The following is a 21,238-nucleotide window of genomic DNA, read 5'->3' on the forward strand; positions in this document are numbered from 1 at the left end:
TTAAAGTGAAGAGGTGAAATGTGAAATGAAATTAAGATTCGAGAGTATCTGGTTTAATGACTTTAAGATATTTGACTATATGTTCTATCCCAATCTTTCCAAACTGGCTCATAACCTGATTCTTTGATGATTTTAGCGATTTCCTGAGCCGAACGTTCATCGCTAATCTCGAATTGCTCTAATGATTGTGGATCAACGACATATCCGCCAGGATTAGTTTTTGAACCTGCACTCATACTCGTCGTTCCAATCGGAATAATGTTATTTCTGAATTTTTCATTTTCACGTGTCGATATAGAAATTTCGAGATCTTCATTCCATAATCGGTACGCACAAATAAGTTGCGTTAAATCTTTATCATCCATAATGAAATTGGGTTCGATGATTCCTTCGGCAGGACGTAACCTGGGAAATGAAACGGAATACTTTGTTTGCCAATATTTTTTCTGGAGATAATCGATGTGCAAAGCATTAAAAAAACTATCGGTGCGCCAGTCTTCTAAACCTAATAAAACGCCTAATCCGATTTTATGAATACCCGCAGTTCCAATTCTGTCAGGAGTTTCCAGTCTAAAATCGAAATTTGATTTCTTGCCTTTTGTATGGTACTTTTTATAAACTTCCTGATGATACGTTTCCTGATAGACCAAAACGGAGTAAACTCCAGCTTCATGAAGTTTTTCATATTCTTCAGTAGAAAGCGGCTGGACTTCAACAGAAATAATCGAAAAATGTTCTCTTATTTGATTAATTGCATTCAGGAAATAATTAATATTTACAGTATAATTTGCTTCGCCAGTTACCAATAAAACATGGTCGAATCCAACATTTTTTAAAGCTTCAACTTCCAGTTTAATTTCAGGGTCCGAAAGTGTTTTCCGTTTGATTTTATTATCCAAACTAAAACCACAATAGGTACAAATGTTTTGACATTCGTTACTTAAATAAAGCGGTGCATACATTTGGATCGTTTTACCAAAACGTTTCTTAGTAAGTTCATGGCATTCTTGTGCCATTTGTTCTAAATAAGGTAAAGCTGCTGGTGAGATAAGTACCAGAAAATCATCAAGATTTCGTTTATTTTTAGTCAAAGCGCGTTCTACTTCCTGAGAGGAGGTTTGGTATATTTTGGATTGGATGGTATTCCAGTCGTATTGATTAAAAACAGATTTGAATGTGTTCATTTTATGTTGTATTTAACCGTAAAGAGGTTTTATCTGTAAATATTTTTTATCCGCAAAAGGTTTTAACCTCAAAGGGCACTAAGGGAAAACGCTAAGAACACAAAGCTTAGCGAACTTTGCGTAAAACTTTGCGCCCTTTGCGGTTAAAAAAACTGTGTTTAAATATATTAATCATATAAAAAAGAAGTCAATGGGCTCGAAGCTACAGCTTGATTATATTGTTTTCCTAGTTTAGCCTCAAATGCTTTTCTACCAGCAATTACAGCTTCTCTAAAAGCTTGAGCCATTAATTCTGGATTTCCGGCTACAGCAATCGCAGTATTAACTAGAACAGCATCAGCACCTAATTCCATTGCTTTTGCAGCGTCTGATGGAGCTCCGATTCCAGCATCTATAATTACAGGAACGTTGCTTTGTTCTATTATAATTTCTAGGAAATCGATTGTTTTTAAACCTTTATTACTGCCAATAGGAGAGCCCAAAGGCATTACAGCTGCTGTTCCTGCATCTTCCAATCGTTTGCATAAAACGGGGTCTGCATGTATGTACGGCAGAATAATAAAACCTAGTTTTGCTAATTCTTCGGTAGCTTTTAAAGTTTCGATCGCATCTGGCATTAAGTATTTTGGATCAGGATGAATTTCGAGTTTTAGCCAATTGGTTTCAAGTGCTTCACGTGCTAATTGCGCTGCGAATATTGCTTCTTTTGCATTTCTTGCCCCCGAAGTATTTGGTAATAAATTAATCCTTGGATGTTTTAAATGTGATAAAATAGCATCGGTTTCAGTTTCTAAATCAATACGTTTTAAAGCAACAGTAACCAATTCACTTCCCGAAGCCAAAATGGCTTTTTCCATTTCCAGATTTGAGCCAAATTTTCCTGTTCCCAAAAACAAACGGGATTCAAGTAATTTGTCGCCTATTTTAAATGATGACGTTTGCATATAATTTTTCGTTAAGTTGTGTAATGAGTTTTCCTTTTTCGGGACTTTTTGTAATTATTCCAGAAACAGCAATTCCATGAATTCCGGTTTCTATTAATTGATCAACGTTTTCTAATGTGATTCCGCCAATAGCATAAATAGGAATTTCGAGATTGTTGGATTTGATTTTTTGTATGATTTCATGATATCCTTCTATGCCTAGAATCGGACTTAATTTATCTTTGGTTTCTGTGAACTGAAATGGACCAAGACCAATATAATCACAACCATTTTTTATATGCTTGGTGATATCTTCGAATGTATTGGCTGTTGCCCCAATGATTTTTGTATTGCCTAATATGGTTCGGGCTTCGTCTATTTTTGTGTCCGAAAGTCCTAGATGTACACCATCTGCGGCAATTTGTTGAGCGAGATACACATTATCATTTATAATGAAATTGGCGAGATATTCTTCGCATAAAAATTTTACAGCTTCTGCTAAAGCAAAAGAATTCTTTGCTGTTTGGTTTTTAAAACGCATTTGTACCCAATCACAGCCATTATCTAACGCCTGATGAATATTGTACAATTGTGCCTCGATTGTATTTCCTTGTGAGATGTATTGTAGTTTATTATACATAGTGATAGCCGATTAAGGTTGAAGTTGAATTCAAGTATTTTTCGATATAATTTTTGGCATTTATACAGGCTGATTTTAAATCTTGGTCCAAAGCCAAATTAGCAGCAATAGCCGATGATAATACACAACCTGAACCATGTTTTGCGTAACATTTGGTGTTATTTGGCGAAAGCACGAAAACTTCATTTTGGTTATATAAATAATCAGTTCCAATTGCTTTATTATTATGTCCACCTTTTAATAAAATAGCCGTTGGGATTCGTTTATTTAATTGACTTGCGTCAAAATTGAAATCAGGAAATAGCTTTTTCACTTCATTATAATTTGGTGTAATCAAATCAATTTTGGAAAGTATCTCGTTTAAATCTGATTTGTTTTCGATGGTAATAAAATCAAATTCGGTTGTAGATTTTAAAACTGTATCCCAGACTATTTGAGTTTTAGGAGAAAGTTTTTTTATATTAAAAATAATTTCTTTTAAATAATGTAGAGAAGGCACAATCCCGATTTTCACAATCTTTATATCATAATTTTCAAAAAGTGTTTTTATGGAACGTAACACAAAATCAAGAGATGTCCATTCTATTTTAAAGAATTCTTTTTCTGTCTGAATTGTATTTCCTGTATTGATGGCAAGTCCAGAAACTTGATGTTGCTCAAAAGTTTTGCAATCTGCCAAAACTCCTGCGCCACCAGAAGGATCAAAACCAGCTATTGTAAGGACGAAAGGACGATTTCCTGACATGATTTAAAATTTTTAATTGGATTTTCTGCATTCCAAATACTACCTAATAAAGCAACATTATCAAAGCCACTTATCAGTGTTTTTTCTATGTTTTCAGTATTAATTCCTCCCAAAGCAATTAGTTTAGTTTTTACATTAGTTCTGTTCTTTATGGCTTCAAATAAATCTGTTTTAGGGAGATAATTCTCCTTAGAAATACTTGGATAAACAGGACTCAAAAAAGCATATTCAAATTCTGGAGCTAATGAATTAAAATCTGAAATTGAATGTGTTGATGTTGATAAAACTATATTTTTAGACCTACATGGTTTTGTAAATCTTGCAGGAAAACCAAGATTGTTTTTTCTTTTTTCCTCTGTAAAATGAATTCGGTTAATCTTAAAGTTTTCTATCGATTCATGATGACTATGTAATACCAATCGAGATCGGAATTCGGGACTTATCTGTTCGACAAACGAAATCATTTCCTTTAGCGAATAATCTGGTTTTCGCACATGAAACAATTGTAATCCTTCCTCAAAAAGAGAATGGATTACATTGATTTCATTTGATATTGCTGTTGGATTTGATAGAACTATCATAATCTTTCTTCTTTCCTCTATTTCTTGACTTTCTTTTCTCTTGCTTCTTTATTCTGAAATTAAATATAAATCTCTTTTCCTTGCTCAATAAACTCTTCTGATTTCTCTTGCATTCCTTTTTCGGCTGCAGCCACATCACGTATTTCCTGAGATATTTTCATGGAGCAGAATTTTGGTCCACACATCGAGCAGAAATGAGCAATTTTTGCACCTTCGGCAGGAAGAGTTTCATCGTGGAATTCTCTTGCTGTGTCTGGATCTAGTGATAAATTAAATTGATCTTCCCAACGGAATTCGAAACGGGCTTTGCTCAATGCATTGTCACGATATTGTGCTCCGGGATGTCCTTTGGCTAAATCGGCAGCATGAGCTGAAATTTTATAAGTGATAACGCCATCTTTTACATCTTTTTTATTAGGTAAACCAAGATGTTCTTTTGGGGTAACATAACAAAGCATTGCGCAACCGTACCAACCAATCATTGCAGCTCCAATAGCCGAGGTAATGTGGTCGTAACCTGGTGCAATATCTGTAGTTAATGGTCCAAGAGTATAAAACGGAGCTTCGTTACAATGCTCTAATTGCTTGTCCATGTTTTCTTTTATCATGTGCATTGGCACGTGACCAGGACCTTCTATAAACACTTGAACATCGTGTTTCCAAGCAATTTTTGCTAATTCTCCAAGAGTTTCTAATTCGGCAAATTGTGCAGCATCATTGGCATCGGCAATAGAACCTGGGCGTAAACCATCGCCTAGAGAAAATGCTACATCATATTGTTTCATGATTTCGCAGATTTCTTCAAAATGAGTATATAAGAAGTTTTCCTTATGATGAAACAAACACCACTTTGCCATTATCGATCCACCACGAGATACAATTCCTGTAACACGTTCGGCAGTAAGATGAATGTAACGCAATAAAACACCAGCATGAATAGTAAAATAGGAAACACCTTGTTCGGCTTGCTCGATAAGAGTATCGCGGAAAACTTCCCAAGTTAAATCTTCGGCGATTCCTTTTACTTTTTCTAAAGCCTGATAAATAGGTACTGTCCCGATTGGTACTGGCGAATTACGAATAATCCATTCTCTGGTTTCATGAATGTTCTTTCCTGTAGATAAATCCATTATGGTATCTGCTCCCCAGCGACAAGCCCAAACAGCTTTTTCAACTTCTTCCTCAATGGTCGATGTTACAGCGCTATTACCAATATTAGCATTTATTTTCACTAAGAAATTACGCCCTACAATCATAGGTTCACTTTCGGGATGGTTAATGTTGTTCGGGATAATAGCACGACCAATTGCTACTTCACTACGTACAAATTCTGGAGTTATCTTGCTTTTTGGAGTATTAGCACCAAAACTATGTCCAGTATGTTGGCATTGCATGGCTTTAGTTTGTTCATTTAATAACTCAATGCGCTGGTTTTCACGAATCGCAATATATTCCATTTCGGGAGTAATGATTCCTTGTTTAGCGTAATAAAGTTGTGTTACGTTTGCGCCTTTTTTTGCACGTTTTGGTTGATGTAAATATTCGAAACGCAAATGATTTAAACTCTCGTCGTTTAATCGTATTTGTCCGTAATCTGAGCTGATTTCGTCAAGGATTTCTACATCATTTCGACCTAAAATCCATTCTTCTCTTAAGCGAGGTAATCCTTTTCGAATGTCTATTTCAATATTTGGATCTGTATAAGGACCCGATGTGTCGTAAATAGTTACGGAAGGATTTTTTTCGATTCCGCCATTAGAAAGTCTGGTGTCGCTAAGTATTACCTCGCGCATTGCCACTTTTATAGGATGTATTTCTCCGTTAACATATACTTTATTAGAGTTAGGAAAAGGAGTTCTGGATATTTTTTCTTCGTTAGTCATATTTTTTTTATTGAAAGATTGAAATATTGAAGGATTAAAAAATCAAGAGCAAAACTTTTGAAATAAGTTTGTAGCTGCAATTTTTAAATCTTTAAATTTTTGAATAATTAAATTAATTTATCCTCCCTGAGTAGCAGAAATAATTAAGATTTCGTCGGTTTCGTTTAGGATATGAGTATTCCAGATAGGTTTTGGAATAACGGTGTTGTTTATGGCAACGGCAATGCCATTTTGTTTGTTGGGAATTTCGAGATCGAGCAATGCCTGAACGCTAAGAGATTCAGCATTGAATTGTTTGGTTTGTTGGTTGATTTTTAGTTCCATTCCTCTAGAATTTAGTATATAGTTATACTTTAGGAATGGCTACAATGGCATATAGATATGCACGGAAGTCATCTTACTTTTCCCTACGCTAGTATGAACTAGATCAGGTTCAGAGGGTAAAATCTCAGCCTACTTTATTGTAGACACCCCTAAAGTGTGAAGCAAATGTAATAATTTTTTGTTTAAACGTTTAATGTTTAACGTTTAAAGTTGAAGAACAGTTTTTGTAGTTTAAAAAAAGCTACAAAAATATTTTTGAACCATTAAGAAATATAAGTGGAATTAAGTTTTTCTGAAACTGAAAACTGTGACTGCAAACTGTAACTATGACTGCAAACTATTTTTTTCTTGTCCAGCAATCTTCGATATGATCATTGATCATTCCTGTGGCTTGCATTTGAGCGTAAATAACGGTTGAGCCCACAAATTTAAAACCTCTCTTTTTTAAATCTTTACTAATAGCGTCAGAAAGTGGAGTAGTGGCGGGGACATCTTTTAAGGTTTTCGGATTGTTAATGATGGGTTTTCCATCGGTAAATTTCCAGATATAATCAGAAAAACTTCCAAATTCTTCTTGTATTTTTATAAATGCCTGTGCGTTGCTAACTGCCGAACGTATTTTTAATTTATTACGGATTATTCCTGTATCCTGTAGTAAGGATTCTATTTTATCTTCGGAATATTGTGCGATTTTTTTGTAATCAAAATTGTCAAAAGCAGTTCTAAAATTTTCTCTTTTGTTTAATATCGTTATCCAACTTAATCCTGCCTGAAAGGTTTCGAGAGTTAGAAACTCAAATAATGATGCATCGTCGTAAACAGGAATACCCCATTCTTCGTCATGGTATTTTTTATATAAATCACTTGCTGAACACCAGCCACATCTTATTGGTTCCATTTTTTAATTATATTTTTTTAAATATTGAAATTTGTGAAACTGTTTCCTTTTCAGTTTTAGTTAAAATTCTAATTTTTAATGTGCTTTTGTTTAGTACTATAATTTCTGAGTTTGCAGGTTCTGATTCTATGATATGCTCAGAGTCTTGTATATATTTTATAAGAGAAAGAGTGGATTCATTTTTTATGTATTTTCCATTGTCTTCGATAGTATAGCATTCTTCTTTGTGTTTACTAAATAGTATGACTTTATATGTTCCGTCAGATAGGAATTCTATATAATCTTTACCGCATTCTGTTACATTGACACGGTCTGTAAAAATCTCGTGATCAATGGGGCCAATTCCGTATTGTAAAATTTCCCATTTACCGACAATTGAAGCGTTGTCATCGTTATCACTATCGCTACTACATGATGAAATTGATAATCCCAGTACTGTTACAAATAAGAATAGAATGTAGTTTTTTTTCATTTTAGTTTTGGTTTTAAAGAATAAATTAACAAGCAGTTTTTGTATGTTAATATTTGATTGTAATAAAGTTGAGTTATAAAATTACTTTCCAATTTTCCAATGGTAACCCTTTACAGAAGGGATGTAGGCAGAGGTTCCAATGATGATTAAGTCGTTATAAATTCTCTTATTGTATTTTATCCCGATAGCTTTCCCTGAAGTATACATTTTGTTTGCTTCAAATTTAATTTTCATTCGAGCATCAGCAAATTTAGCATCCGAAATTTTCTCAATAAACCAAGTAGAATTCCATTTGATATCGATTTCATCTTCGGCAGTTTTAGTTATGCTTTTTATTAATTTAACTCCTTCTTTTGGGATGTTATGGTCTTCAATTAATTCTTTTTGGGTTAGTGTTTCTCCTGTTTTGCATACAGAAAGTAATTTTTTAAAATAGGTAAAACCTTTAAGTTTTTCAGTTTCTAAGTTTTCTATCCTTATGCTATCTTTTATAACAGAACCTTCTTCTGTAATGGTTTCGTTATTTTTTGTTTTGTTAGGCGTGAATATAGTTTTTGTAATGGAATCTTTAGCCGAAGTTATAGTTTCTATTGTACTTTTTGAGATGTCTTTTATTTTTTCGGAAACAGTTGTTGTTGACTCTAATAATTGATCTCTGTCATTTTTATTACAACTAGACAAGCAGCATAAAATTAAAATCAATAAAAATATATTGTGATGTTTCATGCGGTATGGTTGTTTTTCTTTTCTTCGGAATTATCTTCTTCCAGATATTTTTTAATCAAATGATGACCAGCATATATCAGTGGAGTTAATACTATTGCCAAAGTAAGTTTGAATGTATAGCCAGTTAAAGCTGATGATATAAAAGTATCGAAATTTATTTTTCCAGGTAACCAAAAAGCAATTCCTAAAACAATAAAAGAATCAAATAATTGTGAAATTACTGTTGAACCTGTTGTTCTAAGCCATATTTTATTTTCTCCTGTTCTTTTTTTAAAAAACCAAAACATCCATACATCTATTAACTGAGATGCCATAAATGCAATAATGCTACCTACAATAATCCACATACTTTGTCCGAAAACAGCTTGAAATTGTTCGTCATTGACAGGGCTAATACCTTTTGCTGCAGGAATTACGATTGACATAAATAATATTAGAAAAGCATAAGCGATTAAACATGCTGTTATAAAAGAAAGTTTTTTAACTCCTTTTTCTCCAAAATACTCATTAATCAAGTCGGTTGTTAAAAAAACAATAGGCCAAGGTAGGATTCCGATACTCATTACAAATGGACCAATTTGGATTAATTTTCCCCCAATTAGCTCTGCTACAACTGCATTGGTAATAAAAATTCCGGCGAGGATAACAAAAACAATTTCTTTCTTGGTTTTAAACATAGATAAATTTTAATATGCCAAATTTAAGATATTATTCGGAGTATTTATTTTTATAAAAAACATTGTTGAGATGTATTTAAGATGTGGCTTTTTTCTTCGTTAGCTATTCTAATTATTGGCTATATTTGGGAATTGCATTTATTTTATAAAATATTAAATAACGTACATGAAAAAAATTGTTACTATTCTAATTATGGCTACATCTTTAACTTCTGTTCAGGCACAAACAAATTCACAAAATCCATTATTGCAAAAATGGACTGGTCCTTATGGTGGTGTACCTGCTTTTACAGAGTATAAAATAGCCGATTTTAAGCCCGCTTTTGATGTTGCTATCAAACAAAAAAGCAATGAGATTGATGCTATTGCTAATAATACAAAACCTGCTACTTTTGATAATACAATTGCCGAATTGGAACGTTCTGGCAAAACGTTGTCGAGAATTATGACGGCTTATGGAATTTATTCTTCAAATATTAGTACTCCTGAATTTGCATCGATACAAAAAGATATTGAGCCATTACTTGCTGCTCAATCTACTGAGTTTTATCAAAACAGAAAACTATTTGGCAGAATAGAAAAGTTATATAATTCTCCAGATAAAAAGAAACTAACCGGAGAGCAACAAAGACTTATTTGGGTTTATTATACGGAGTTTAATAAACAAGGGGCAAATTTAAGTGATGCCGATAAAGCTAAAGTTGGAGAAATCAATAAGCAATTATCAACGTTATTTTCTAAGTTTAGCCAGAATTTATTGGCAGAAGAAAATAACCAATATGTTGCTTTGGTAACCGATGCAGATTTTGATGGTTTGCCTGACGGAATAAAAAAAGCTGCTATGGCCGATGCTAAAGAAAGAAAACTTTCGGCATTGGGTTGTATTGCTAATACACGTTCTTTTGTAGAGCCTTTTTTAACTTTTTCTACCAATAGAGCGTTGAGAGAAAAAGTTTGGAGAATGTTTATAAACAGAGGAGATAACGGAGATGAATATGATAATAAATCGACTTTGGTTGAAATTTTACAGCTTCGTGCTGCTAAAGCAAAACTTTTAGGTTATCCTACTTTTGCTCATTGGAATTTAACTAACAGAATGGCTAAAACTCCTGAAAGAGCTATGGCTTTAATGGAAGCTGTTTGGGAGCCAGCTGTAAATCAGGTTCATAAAGATGTAGCTGATATGCAGAAGATTGTTGTTGCCGAAGGAGGGAAGTTTCAGATTGAACCTTGGGATTATCGTTATTATGCTGAAAAAGTTAGAAAAGCAAAATATGACTTAGATCAAAATGTAGTTAAGGAATATCTTCAATTAGAAAAATTACGAGAAGGAATGTTTTGGGTTGCGGGAGAATTATTTGATTTAAAATTTAAACAAATAACAGATGTTCCTGTATATCATCCAGATGTTAGAGTTTGGGAAGTCTCAAATATAAAGACGGGTAAAGTAGTAGGCTTATGGTATTTTGATCCTTACGCCCGTAAAGGAAAGCGTTCTGGTGCTTGGATGAATGCGTATAGAAAGCAACAAAAACTAGACGAAAATGTTCTCACGATAGTTTCTAATAATAGTAATTTTATAAAAGGAAATGATAATGAGCCAGTTTTGATTTCATGGTCAGATGCAACTACTCTATTTCATGAATTCGGACATGCATTACATGGTTTATGTTCAGATGTTACCTATCCTACATTATCAGGAACTGCAGTTGCAAGAGATTATGTAGAGTTTCCATCTCAAATCTTAGAACGTTGGTTAGAAACTCCTGAGGTATTGAATAAATTTGCTTTAAATTATAAAACAGGAAAGCCTATTCCTAAAGATTTGGTTGAGCGTATTGCAAAAGCAGCAACATTTAATGAAGGATTTTCTACTGTTGAGACAATTTCAAGTTCACTTATTGATATGAAATTACATTTAGCAGGAGATTCTGTTATTGATCCTACAGTTTTTGAGAAAGAAACATTGGCTAAACTTAATATGCCTAAAGAAATTGTAATGCGTCATCGTATTCCTCAATTTGGCCACATTTTCTCTAGTGATGGGTATGCGAGCGGATATTATAGTTATTTATGGGCAGATGTTATTAGTGCGGATGCTTATGAGGCATTTACAGAGGCAAAAGGACCTTATGATAAAGATGTTGCTAAAAGATTACACGATAAGATATTTAGTGTAGGTAATACAACGGATCAAGAGGAAGCTTATAAATCTTTTAGAGGACATAATCCTGAGATTAATGCTTTAATGAAAGCTAGAGGTTTTGAAGCTCCAGTTACAAAATCAAACAAATAGTTATAATAAAAAAGAGAGACCGTTAAGTCTCTCTTTTTTTATATGCGAATCTAGAATATAGATTATCCTAAAGTAACTCTTTTGAAACCTGTAATTTCAACGTTGAATCCTTTAACATAATCACCAACTTTTTTACTATCATCTTTGATGAAGTTTTGATCCAATAAAGCTTTTTCTTGATCTAAAGTAGTATTGTCAGAGATGAAACGTTGAACTTTTCCTGGAATAATTTTATCCCAAATTTGTTCTGGTTTACCTTCAGCTTTTAATTCAGCTTTAGCATCTTCTTCAGCTTGTTTTATAACTTCTTCAGTTAATTGAGAGAAAGAGATATATTTAGGAACATTTTTTAAAGTTTTTCCTAAACGTTTTGCTTCTTCATTTTCTTTTTCGATTACAGCAATACGAGCAGCAAGTTCAGAAGCAACGAAAGCAGGATCAAAATCTTTGTAAGATAATGTATCAGCTCCCATAGATGCTACTTGCATAGAGATGTCTTTAGTTAAAACTTCAGCGTTATCAATTGGTGCAGAAATTGCAGTTAATGCAGCAATTTTGTTAACGTGAACATAAGATCCAACGAAAGCTCCTTCTAAAATTTCAAAACCACCGATTTCGATTTTTTCACCAATAACACCAGTTTGCTCAATTAACTTTTCAGCAACAGTCATTCCGTTGAAATCTGAAGCTAAGAATTCTTCTTTAGAAGAGAAGTTTATTGCTTTTTCAACTAATTCTTTAGCTAAATTTACGAAGTTTTCATTTTTACCTACGAAATCTGTTTCGCAGTTTAAAGTGATGATAGCTCCTTTAGTTTTGTCAGCATTAATAAAAGAAACAGCAGCTCCTTCAGAAGACTCACGGTCAGAACGATTAGCAGCAACTTTTTGACCTTTTTCTCTAAGGTTTTGTATAGCTTTATCGAAATCTCCTTCAGCTTCAACTAAAGCTTTTTTACAGTCCATCATTCCGGCACCTGTAGTTTGTCTTAATTTATTTACGTCTGCAGCAGTAATTGTTGCCATATTGTATGATTTTTTATGAGTTAAAAGTAAAAATTCCAATCTTTAAATCTCAAATTCCAGTTTTATCAAATTATCAACTTAACGTTTCTAATTTTTTATGGGATTTGGAATTTAAAAATTGGAATTTAAATGTTTATTTATTCTTTTGTTTCAGCAGGAGCTTCAACAGCCTCAGCAGCTGGAGTTGCTTCTTCTGTAGCAGGTAACAATGATTCAGCCTCTTTGTCAGAACCTCTGTCAGAAAGACCTTCAACGATTGCAGCTGTAACTAAAGATAAAATTTTATCAATTGATTTAGAAGCATCATCATTTGATGGGATAACATACTCTACTTCTCTAGGATCAGAGTTAGTATCTACCATTGCAAAAACTGGAATGTTTAATTTTTGTGCTTCTTTTATTGCGATATGTTCAGCTTTGATATCTACTACGAACAATGCTGCAGGTAGTCTAGACATGTCTGCGATTGAACCTAAGTTTTTCTCTAATTTAGCACGAAGACGATCTACTTGTAAACGCTCTTTCTTAGAAAGTGTCATGAAAGTACCGTCTTTCTTCATTTTATCAATAGTAGCCATTTTTTTAACAGCTTTACGGATAGTTACGAAGTTAGTTAGCATTCCACCAGGCCATCTTTCAGTGATATAAGGCATGTTTGCAGCTTTTGCTTTATCAGCAACGATGTCTTTAGCTTGTTTTTTGGTAGCAACGAATAATATTTTTCTACCTGATGCAGCGATTTTTTTCAAAGCTTCATTAGCCTCTTCAATTTTTGCTGCAGTTTTATATAGATTGATAATGTGAATACCATTACGCTCCATATAAATGTAAGGAGCCATGTTTGGATCCCATTTTCTAGTCATGTGTCCAAAGTGAACACCTGCTTCTAGTAATTCTTTTACTTCTACTTTGTTTGCCATTTTTGTACTAGTTTACGTTCTGTTGATTAGCAATGCATAAATGGCGATTTTGTCGGCTTTATACATTTAGATGCTAAACTATTTCCTACCTCGATAGGAGAGCAACAACAACTGTGTTTTTTAAATTCAATAATAATTGATATGCCTTGTTCCAAATGAACAAGACAGGTAATATTAACGTTTAGAGAATTGGAATCTCTTACGAGCTTTCTTCTGACCGAATTTCTTACGTTCAACCATTCTTGGATCTCTTGTTAATAAACCTTCTGGTTTCAAGATAGCTCTGTTTTCAGCATTTACTTCACACATAACACGTGCTAATGCCATTCTTACAGCTTCTGCTTGACCAGTTGAACCACCTCCGTAAACGTTTACTTTTACATCAAAGTTGTTTACATTTTCTGTCATAGACATTGGTTGTAAAACTTTGTACTGTAAAGTTGCAGTTGGGAAATAGGTTGCGAATTCTTTTTTGTTTACAGTGATTTTTCCTGTTCCTTCTGAAACATAAACACGTGCAACAGCGGTTTTTCTTCTACCGATTTTGTGAATAACTCCCATTACTTAAGATCGTTTAGGTTAACAGTTCTAGGTTTTTGAGCTCCTTGTTTGTGCTCAGATCCTACAACAACATTTAAATTTCTGAAAAGTTCAGCTCCTAATTTGTTCTTAGGTAACATTCCTTTTACTGCTTTCTCTACTAATAATGCAGGGTTTTTTGCTTGCAATACTTTAGCAGTTAAAGTTCTTTGACCTCCTGGGTAACCTGTATGACGCATGTAAATTTTGTCATCCATTTTTGTACCTGTAAGGTTAATTTTTTCTGAGTTGATAACAATTACGTTATCTCCACAGTCAACGTGCGGTGTGTAACTTGGTTTGTACTTACCTCTTAAGATCATTGCAACCTTTGAAGCAAGACGTCCTAAGTTATGACCTTCAGCGTCAACAACAATCCACTCTTTAGTTACAGTGGCTTTGCTAGCTGAAACTGTTTTGTAGCTTAATGCGTCCATAATATTATTTTAATTAAACATTCCATCCCCAATAAAGGGGTTGCAAAAGTACAATTAATTATTTTAAAACCAAATACCTTAAAAGATTATTTTAACTACTGAAAATCAGGAGATATCTTTTTATTTAAAAGAATAAAAAAACCACCTTTACAATTAAGTAGAGATGGTTTGGATTTTTGCGACTATATTTTGTTACACAATAAACAAATTTGCTATGTCTACAACCTGTTGCGTAGTAAGTGGTTCATCATAGGCTTCTGAGCCTGCTGCGGCTCCAAATAAGGTTGCGGTATTGTATCCTGCCTGTACAGTTAATTCTTCTCCATTATATACTGCTTGAGTCGCAGATGGCATTCCTGCGCCTCTTTCATTTCCGCTTATCCATCCTTTAAGGCCGCGTAATCGTCGTACTTCGGATGCGTGACGTGCTTCTACCGAATGTATTTGCAGTGCAGCTGTTAGTAAATCTGGCGTAGAAATTAAATTTCCTGCCTGACCTTTATAGGCTCTTACTCCTGTATCCTCAAATGCTTGTGCCAAAGCTAAAAATGTTGGATAATCACCAAATGGATCAAAAGCACCACCAACAGTAAAGTCAAAAGTAGGTTTAGGAACAAAGTTTGCACTTGCTGTTCCTCCCAATCCTGCAATTAAAAAATTTACATGGCTTGATTCGTGAGCAGCAATTTGTTGAAAAACTTTTAAATCGCGTCCGCCATTTTCAGATGCTGGAATAACTCCTGAATCTAATGCCATAGCATAAAATTCGTTTTCAAGATATTCTAAGGTTAATGCAAATTGTAACGCTCCAATTGGTGTTGCTGGAGTTGCAGTTATATCTTTGGCTAAAGCTTTATTGGCCAATGAAGATAATCCGAATGGAATTGAGGCTATTGCCAAAGTCTTTCCGATATTTCCAAATTGTGTAAAGCTATCTCTTCTTGAGCCCGTGCTTCTCATTGCGCTTTCGTCGGCAAAGGTTTCTATAAATTTTAATATATTCATAATTTCTAGATTTTATGGGTTGTGGTTATGGTAAATATTTTGCTGTGAATGGAGTTGTTATAAATCCTCCCGCAACAGCTAAGATTTTAGATGGATCTTTCGCTACATCTAAACCAGTTGTGGCATTTACCACATCATCGCCTGCAAAATCTTTAGAATTTGGGTTTATTAAACTTCTAATTGCCGCAGCATGCCTTGCTTCTACAGAAACAATTTTCCCTGCCAATACCAAATAATCTGTACTTTTAATTAGTTTTCCTGCGCCATTATATGCGGCAACTCCTGTATCCTCAAGAGCTTTAGCAGTTGCAAGTACTTCTGTACGACTGTTAAAATTCATAGATCCGTAATTAAATGCCAAGCTAGGAAGTAATTGTGTGCTTGGATTAGGAAGTGCTCCGCTTAAAGCTGCCTTAAAAAAATCTCTGTGAATCACTTCGTGATGATATAAATCAGTAAGTACCTGACGTTCGATATCACTAAAAACACTATTGAAGTTTGATGCATTTACAACCTTAGTGTAAAAGTCGGCTTCTAGTTGTTCTAAGGCATATGCATAGGTTAATACACCGAAATCTCCAGAGCCTAAATCGAAGACACCATTTCTAATTCCAGGTAGTGAAGTGTCGTCAACAGGCATATTTTCATCATCGTCATCGTGATTACATCCTGCCAAAAGTAAGCCAGTGCCAACAATGGTTAAGCCACTGATCTTAAGAAAACTCCTTCTGTTGTTAAGTAAGGGGTTAACTTCATGGATTTTAACTTCGTTTTTCATAATTCAATTTCTTTAAGTGGTTGTTAATAGCAAATTATAATTATATGTAAATAGGTATAAACGAAATTTTTGGATGGGCGGTTTTAGATTTTGGCTTTTTTTTAATTTTTTGTTTAAATTATTTTAAGAAGGAGATGTAATTACTTGAAAATTTAAAGCATGTTTTGACTTGTTTTTGTTTTAATTTCCTTAATTCTACTATATTTGTATTAATTCAATAAAATTATCTTAAATGAAAGCTAAAGCAACTTTAAAACAAATCGCAAAAGAACTTAACGTTTCTGTGTCTACAGTTTCTAAGGCACTTAATGATAGTCCTGAAATTAGTGAGCAAACTAAAATTAAAATTAAAGAGTATGCTAAACTAAAAAACTATAAGCCGAATGTTATTGGTTTGAATTTAAAGAACCGTAAAACAAAAACTATTGGAGTTATTATACCTAATATATTAAACTCATTTTTTGCTAAAGTTTTTAGTGGTATCGAGAAAGTAGCAGATAAAAAGGGATATAATGTTATTACATGTATTTCTAATGAGTCTTTGGAAAAAGAAATTCATACGCTTGAAATGTTGAGTAATGGAACTATTGATGGTTTTATATTATCGGTTTCTGAAGAAGCTCAGAAATTACAAGAATACAATCACTTTAAAGAAATTATAAACGACGGAACACCAATTGTAATGTTCGATAGGATTGCAGAAGGTGTAGAGTGTGATAAAGTGGTAGTAGATGATTTTGATTCAGCATTAAATTCAACGCAACATTTAATTAATTTAGGATGTAAAAATATAGCCTTGATTTCATCTGTAGATAATTTAAGTGTTGGAAAATTGAGAGCAGATGGATATCTAAAAGCTTTAAATGACAATAATATTCCTGTAAACGAAAATATCATTCTTCGTACAGATTCTGAAGAGGATATGAAAAGTAAAATAGATGCCATTTTTGATCATAAAATAGATGCTATTTTTGCTTTAGATGAAAATGATTCTGTTGCAGCTTTAAGGGTTAGTTTGAAAAAAGGATATAAAGTTCCAGAAGATATATCGATAATAGGTTTTGCAGACGGAATTTTGGCTTCGAGACGTTTATCACCAAGTTTAACCACAATAAGCCAACACGGAATAGAAATTGGTGAAGTTGCTGCCAAACGATTAATCTCAAGATTAGAAGAAAAAGAAGGGGAGAGCAGCGATTACGAAACCATAGTAATCAAAACCAAACTGAAAGAAAGAGAATCATCAAGAAAATCTAAATAATAAAAAAATCCATTAGCCGCAGCTAATGGATTTTTTTTAGTTTATGTTTTTATTAAATGAAAGCTCATTATAATTGGTTTAAATTCAATGTCTTTTTTATAATTACATTGTAAATTTTATTTAAGAATTTCTTCCAATTATAATTAATCCCAATATAAAAGGGAGGGCATAAAAAGCTAATATGACATAATTAGTATTTCTCAGATATATTTTATTCTTTTTATTAAGGTTAGAAGCCTCAATTAAAAGGGCAACAATTATTAAAAAAAGGATAAAAAGGGAGATAAAAAAAACTATATATGCTATTCCTATGTTGCCTGAATAATCTACAATCGAGTATAATAGAAAAAATACAAAAAGTGGAATAACTATTCTGATCACGAAGTGAACAATTATGTTGAATAGATCTGAGTCTGTATCTTCTTCTGGTTGAGTATTTTTAATCTCAAAAAGTTTATTTAATTCTTCATTCATGATGATTTTTATTTATTGTTTTTTGTATAATGCTACAAAAAAAGGCAATAATCCGGCATACGCTATAAGCTCTAGAAACCCTATGATTTGTGATAACCGATAGTGTACTTCTGGATCTATTGATATTGATGCAGTAGATTGTATAAACCAAAATAAATTTACTGTTGCAAGTATGCAAATTGATATTATTGCTAATAAGGTGTTTTTTTTCATTTTTATTTTAGAGAAGATTAGTCTTATTATTTTATATTTTTTTGCAATGTATGAATTTTCTTGTTCATTATTTTGGTTTTTTAATGAAGAGATTCAATTGAGAAATAAATGTAATAAACATTTTTTTGTTTTTTAATGTGCCTCTAACCAATCTTTCCCTAAACCTAATTCTACTTCTAGTGGAACTGCCATTATAAATGCGTTCTCCATTTCGTGTTTAATCATGGGTTGGATTTTTTCAAGTTCATCGTTGTGTACATCAAACACAAGCTCATCATGTACTTGAAGCAACATTTTAGATTTCCAATTTTCAGATGTTAGTTTCTTGTGGATATTAATCATCGCAATCTTAATAACATCGGCAGCACTTCCTTGTATTGGTGCGTTTACGGCATTTCTTTCGGCTCCACCACGAACAACTGCGTTTTGAGAATTAATATCTTTTAAATAACGACGACGACCCAGAATAGTTTGTACATAACCATTTTCTCTCGCAAATTCTATTTGTTCCTGAATGTATGATTTTAATCTTGGGTATGTTTTATAGTATGCTTCAATCAATGTAGCGCTTTCGCTTCTTGATAATGAAGTTTGGTTGCTTAATCCAAAAGCCGAAACACCATAGATAATACCAAAGTTTACAGTTTTGGCGTGGCTACGTTGTTCGCGAGTTACTTCATCCAGAGCTACATTAAATACTTTAGAAGCAGTAGATTTATGAATGTCTTCATGATTCTGGAATGCTTTTATCATATTCTCTTCACCACTTAAAGCAGCAATGATTCGTAATTCTATTTGAGAATAATCGGCAGATATTAAGGTATAATTTTCGTCGCGAGCAATAAAAGCTTTACGTATTTGTCTTCCTCTTTCGGTACGAATTGGAATATTCTGTAAGTTAGGATTGTTTGAACTTAAACGACCAGTTGCAGCTACAGTTTGCATATAATCGGTATGAACTCTTTTAGAAACTGGATCTACCTGTAATGGTAAAGCTTCTACATAGGTATTTTGCAATTTTACAAGAGAACGCCAATCTAAGATTGCAGCAACAATCTCATTGTCTTTGGCTAAATAGCTTAAGATTTCTTCGCCAGTTGCGTATTGACCAGTTTTAGTTTTCTTTTGCTTTGCTCCGCCAATTTTTAATTTATCAAATAAGATATCTCCTAATTGTTTAGGTGATGCAAGGTTAAATTGTTCTCCTGCGATTTCGTAAATTTTAGCTTCTAATGTTTTAATATCCTTACCTAATTCTTCAGATAATGATTTTAAAAAGTCAACATCAAGTCTAATTCCTTCAGTTTCCATCGCAGCCAAAACACTAACCAACGGAATTTCGATTTCGTCGAATAATTTTTTAGTTCCGGTTTTGTCTAATTCTGTGGTGAATATCTCTTTAAGTTGCAACGTTACATCGGCATCTTCAGCAGCGTATTCCTTTATATCTTCGAGTGCAACATCGCGCATCGATTTTTGATTCTTTCCTTTTTTACCAATTAAATCTTCAATTGATTTTGGAGAATATTTTAAATATGTTTCTGATAAAATATCCATATTATGACGCATGTCTGGATTGATCAGGTAATGCGCAATCATAGTGTCAAATAATTTTCCTTTTACAGAAACACCATAATTCAATAATATTTTTAAATCATATTTTAAATTCTGACCAATCTTTTCGATTGCTTCATTCTCAAAAAACGGAATAAATTTTTCAATCAATGCTTTTGCTTCTTCTTGGTTTTCTGGAAACGGAACATAGAATCCTTTTCCTTTTTCGTAAGAAAATGAAATTCCAACCAATTCGGCGTGTAAAGCATCTAATCCTGTAGTTTCGGTATCAAAACAAACCGAAGTTTGGTTTTGTAAATTTTGTAAAAGCAATTTTAAACCTAAATCTCCTTGAATAATTTGATAAGAGTGAGGCGTGTTTTCTAGATTATTGTAAAAAGAAGTTCTTTGCGCTTCTGGATTTTCTTCATCAGTAGTAGCACTTCCGAAAAGATCAAATTGATCATCATTTTTCGGTTGTGGTTTTTTGTATAGTTTAGCATCAGGAGCAGTTGCAGTAGCTGTTAATCCACTTCCATCTGCTTTAAAAAGATTGTCAAATTGTTCTGCCATTCTTCTAAATTCCAATTCTTGAAAAATAGCATCCGTTTTTTCGATATCAGGACGAGTTAATTCATAATCAGATTCGTTAAAAGTTACAGGACAATCAAGTAGGATAGTTGCCAATGTTTTAGATAGTAAGCCTTTCTCAGCGTTAGCCTCGATATTCTCTTTCATTTTTCCTTTTAGCTTGTCAGTATTTGCCAAAAGGTTTTCCATTGAACCATATTCTTTCAATAGTTTTTTGGCAGTAACTTCTCCAACTCCTGGAAGCCCCGGGATATTATCGGCAGCATCGCCCATCATACCAATAAAATCAATTACTTGTTCCGGACGTTCGATTTCAAATTTTGCCAATACTTCAGGAACACCCCAAATTTCTATTCCGTTACCCATTCGGGCTGGTTTGTACATAAATATATTCTCAGATACTAATTGTGCAAAATCCTTATCTGGCGTTACCATAAATACTTTATAGTTTTCTTTTTCGGCTTGCTTTGCAATAGTTCCAATTAAATCATCGGCTTCAAAACCCGCAACTTCTATAATCGGGATATGCATTGCTTTTAATAATTCATGTATATAAGGTACAGCAATTTTTATAGCTTCGGGAGTTACATCACGATTGGCTTTGTACTCAGGGAATATCTCATTACGCAAAGCACTTCCTCCTTTATCAAAAGCTACTGCTAAATGATCTGGTTTTTCTCTTTTTATCACATCCAAAAGTGAGTTCATGAACCCCATAATTGCAGAGGTATCCATTCCTTTGGAGTTAATTCGCGGGTTTTTTATAAAAGCATAATAGCCACGAAAAATTAAAGCGTAAGCATCAAGAAGAAAAAGGCGTTTTTGAGTTGACATAAAAAAAATATTAGTCTGTAAAAATAAACAATTGGGTTTTAAAAACGATTCGGTTCTTGAAAATTTAATCTGGATAAACTCAAATTAGAATTGAAATGTTTTATTAGAGATGCTTTTTTGCTATCTATAGAATCGTACAGTAGTGCGTCTTTGGTAATGCTATTGTATTACTTTATTCGTAAAAGTCCTGTAAGATTGAATATTAAGTACCAAAAGTT

The 21,238-nt window shown here is 33.3% G+C and carries 22 protein-coding genes and 1 riboswitch; of the genes, 2 read left to right on the forward strand and 20 right to left on the reverse strand.

All coding sequences use genetic code 11. The annotated features are described in order from the left end of the window. Positions 1-62 precede the first annotated feature (62 nt). From thiH to SHI72_RS22830, 11 genes are all read right to left on the reverse strand, one after another. Positions 63-1,184 carry a 2-iminoacetate synthase ThiH gene (gene thiH, locus SHI72_RS22780; RefSeq protein ID WP_323491505.1) on the reverse strand — a complete coding sequence of 374 codons (1,122 nt, stop codon included), beginning with the start codon at positions 1,182-1,184 and terminating at the stop codon, positions 63-65. A gap of 167 nt (positions 1,185-1,351) precedes the next feature. After that, positions 1,352-2,128: a thiazole synthase gene (locus SHI72_RS22785; RefSeq protein ID WP_323491506.1), complete on the reverse strand. Its 777-nt coding sequence runs from the start codon at positions 2,126-2,128 to the stop codon at positions 1,352-1,354. Then, positions 2,109-2,747, reverse strand: a complete 639-nt coding sequence (locus tag SHI72_RS22790; protein ID WP_323491507.1) for a thiamine phosphate synthase — start codon at positions 2,745-2,747, stop codon at positions 2,109-2,111. Before SHI72_RS22790 ends, SHI72_RS22785 begins: the two co-directional genes overlap by 20 nt. Then, a complete protein-coding gene (locus tag SHI72_RS22795) occupies positions 2,740-3,492 on the reverse strand; it encodes a hydroxymethylpyrimidine/phosphomethylpyrimidine kinase (RefSeq protein WP_323491508.1) in 753 nt (250 codons plus the stop codon). Before SHI72_RS22795 ends, SHI72_RS22790 begins: the two co-directional genes overlap by 8 nt. Continuing rightward, on the reverse strand, positions 3,459-4,073 hold the full coding sequence (locus tag SHI72_RS22800) for a thiamine phosphate synthase (RefSeq protein WP_323491509.1): 615 nt from the start codon (positions 4,071-4,073) through the stop codon (positions 3,459-3,461). Before SHI72_RS22800 ends, SHI72_RS22795 begins: the two co-directional genes overlap by 34 nt. Positions 4,074-4,132: 59 nt before the next feature. Further along, positions 4,133-5,956, reverse strand: coding sequence for a phosphomethylpyrimidine synthase ThiC (gene thiC, locus SHI72_RS22805; RefSeq protein ID WP_323491510.1), 1,824 nt, complete (start codon positions 5,954-5,956; stop codon positions 4,133-4,135). Between the two features lie 117 nt (positions 5,957-6,073). Continuing rightward, entirely contained in the window at positions 6,074-6,280 is a 207-nt protein-coding gene (gene thiS / locus SHI72_RS22810; RefSeq protein WP_039117505.1) for a sulfur carrier protein ThiS, read from the reverse strand. 63 nt (positions 6,281-6,343) lie between these two features. Continuing rightward, a riboswitch (TPP riboswitch) is annotated at positions 6,344-6,441 on the reverse strand. Between the two features lie 176 nt (positions 6,442-6,617). Further along, positions 6,618-7,178: a DNA-3-methyladenine glycosylase I gene (locus SHI72_RS22815; RefSeq protein WP_323491511.1), complete on the reverse strand. Its 561-nt coding sequence runs from the start codon at positions 7,176-7,178 to the stop codon at positions 6,618-6,620. Between the two features lie 7 nt (positions 7,179-7,185). Then, on the reverse strand, positions 7,186-7,650 hold the full coding sequence (locus SHI72_RS22820) for a lipocalin family protein (RefSeq protein WP_323491512.1): 465 nt from the start codon (positions 7,648-7,650) through the stop codon (positions 7,186-7,188). Positions 7,651-7,731: 81 nt separating this feature from the next. Beyond that, complete coding sequence (locus SHI72_RS22825; RefSeq protein ID WP_323491513.1) at positions 7,732-8,376, reverse strand: hypothetical protein; 645 nt, start codon at positions 8,374-8,376, stop codon at positions 7,732-7,734. Beyond that, positions 8,373-9,053 carry a queuosine precursor transporter gene (locus tag SHI72_RS22830; protein WP_323491514.1) on the reverse strand — a complete coding sequence of 227 codons (681 nt, stop codon included), beginning with the start codon at positions 9,051-9,053 and terminating at the stop codon, positions 8,373-8,375. The genes SHI72_RS22825 and SHI72_RS22830 overlap by 4 nt, the downstream gene beginning before the upstream one ends. A gap of 166 nt (positions 9,054-9,219) precedes the next feature. On the opposite strand from SHI72_RS22830, the gene SHI72_RS22835 reads away from it, so the two are divergent. Next, a complete protein-coding gene (locus SHI72_RS22835) occupies positions 9,220-11,349 on the forward strand; it encodes a M3 family metallopeptidase (RefSeq protein WP_323491515.1) in 2,130 nt (709 codons plus the stop codon). 62 nt (positions 11,350-11,411) lie between these two features. Here the strand turns inward: SHI72_RS22835 and tsf are convergent, their stop codons facing one another. From tsf to SHI72_RS22865, 6 genes are all read right to left on the reverse strand, one after another. Then, positions 11,412-12,374 carry a translation elongation factor Ts gene (gene tsf / locus SHI72_RS22840; RefSeq protein WP_039111871.1) on the reverse strand — a complete coding sequence of 321 codons (963 nt, stop codon included), beginning with the start codon at positions 12,372-12,374 and terminating at the stop codon, positions 11,412-11,414. Positions 12,375-12,511: 137 nt separating this feature from the next. Beyond that, the gene (rpsB, locus tag SHI72_RS22845; RefSeq protein ID WP_039111872.1) at positions 12,512-13,294 is read right to left on the reverse strand and encodes a 30S ribosomal protein S2; all 783 of its coding nucleotides are present in this window, start codon (positions 13,292-13,294) and stop codon (positions 12,512-12,514) included. Between the two features lie 174 nt (positions 13,295-13,468). Next, positions 13,469-13,855 carry a 30S ribosomal protein S9 gene (gene rpsI / locus SHI72_RS22850; protein WP_007808909.1) on the reverse strand — a complete coding sequence of 129 codons (387 nt, stop codon included), beginning with the start codon at positions 13,853-13,855 and terminating at the stop codon, positions 13,469-13,471. Continuing rightward, positions 13,855-14,310: a 50S ribosomal protein L13 gene (rplM, locus tag SHI72_RS22855; protein ID WP_039111873.1), complete on the reverse strand. Its 456-nt coding sequence runs from the start codon at positions 14,308-14,310 to the stop codon at positions 13,855-13,857. Before rplM ends, rpsI begins: the two co-directional genes overlap by 1 nt. 192 nt (positions 14,311-14,502) lie before the next feature. Further along, complete coding sequence (locus tag SHI72_RS22860) at positions 14,503-15,315, reverse strand: ferritin-like domain-containing protein (protein WP_039111874.1); 813 nt, start codon at positions 15,313-15,315, stop codon at positions 14,503-14,505. 25 nt (positions 15,316-15,340) lie between these two features. Beyond that, positions 15,341-16,093 (reverse strand): ferritin-like domain-containing protein, encoded by a 753-nt coding sequence (locus SHI72_RS22865; RefSeq protein ID WP_323491516.1) that lies wholly within the window; start codon positions 16,091-16,093, stop codon positions 15,341-15,343. A gap of 232 nt (positions 16,094-16,325) precedes the next feature. On the opposite strand from SHI72_RS22865, the gene SHI72_RS22870 reads away from it, so the two are divergent. Then, a complete protein-coding gene (locus SHI72_RS22870) occupies positions 16,326-17,354 on the forward strand; it encodes a LacI family DNA-binding transcriptional regulator (protein WP_039111876.1) in 1,029 nt (342 codons plus the stop codon). 120 nt (positions 17,355-17,474) lie between these two features. Here the strand turns inward: SHI72_RS22870 and SHI72_RS22875 are convergent, their stop codons facing one another. The 3 genes from SHI72_RS22875 to polA all read right to left on the reverse strand — a co-directional run bounded on the left by SHI72_RS22875 (position 17,475) and on the right by polA (position 21,020). Next, a complete protein-coding gene (locus tag SHI72_RS22875; protein ID WP_039117510.1) occupies positions 17,475-17,828 on the reverse strand; it encodes a hypothetical protein in 354 nt (117 codons plus the stop codon). Between the two features lie 12 nt (positions 17,829-17,840). After that, positions 17,841-18,041: a hypothetical protein gene (locus SHI72_RS22880; protein WP_123912103.1), complete on the reverse strand. Its 201-nt coding sequence runs from the start codon at positions 18,039-18,041 to the stop codon at positions 17,841-17,843. Between the two features lie 132 nt (positions 18,042-18,173). Then, the gene (polA, locus tag SHI72_RS22885) at positions 18,174-21,020 is read right to left on the reverse strand and encodes a DNA polymerase I (protein WP_323491517.1); all 2,847 of its coding nucleotides are present in this window, start codon (positions 21,018-21,020) and stop codon (positions 18,174-18,176) included. Positions 21,021-21,238 lie beyond the last annotated feature (218 nt).

The organism is Flavobacterium sp. PL02 (genome assembly GCF_035013205.1).
Taxonomy (GTDB): Bacteria; Bacteroidota; Bacteroidia; order Flavobacteriales; family Flavobacteriaceae; genus Flavobacterium.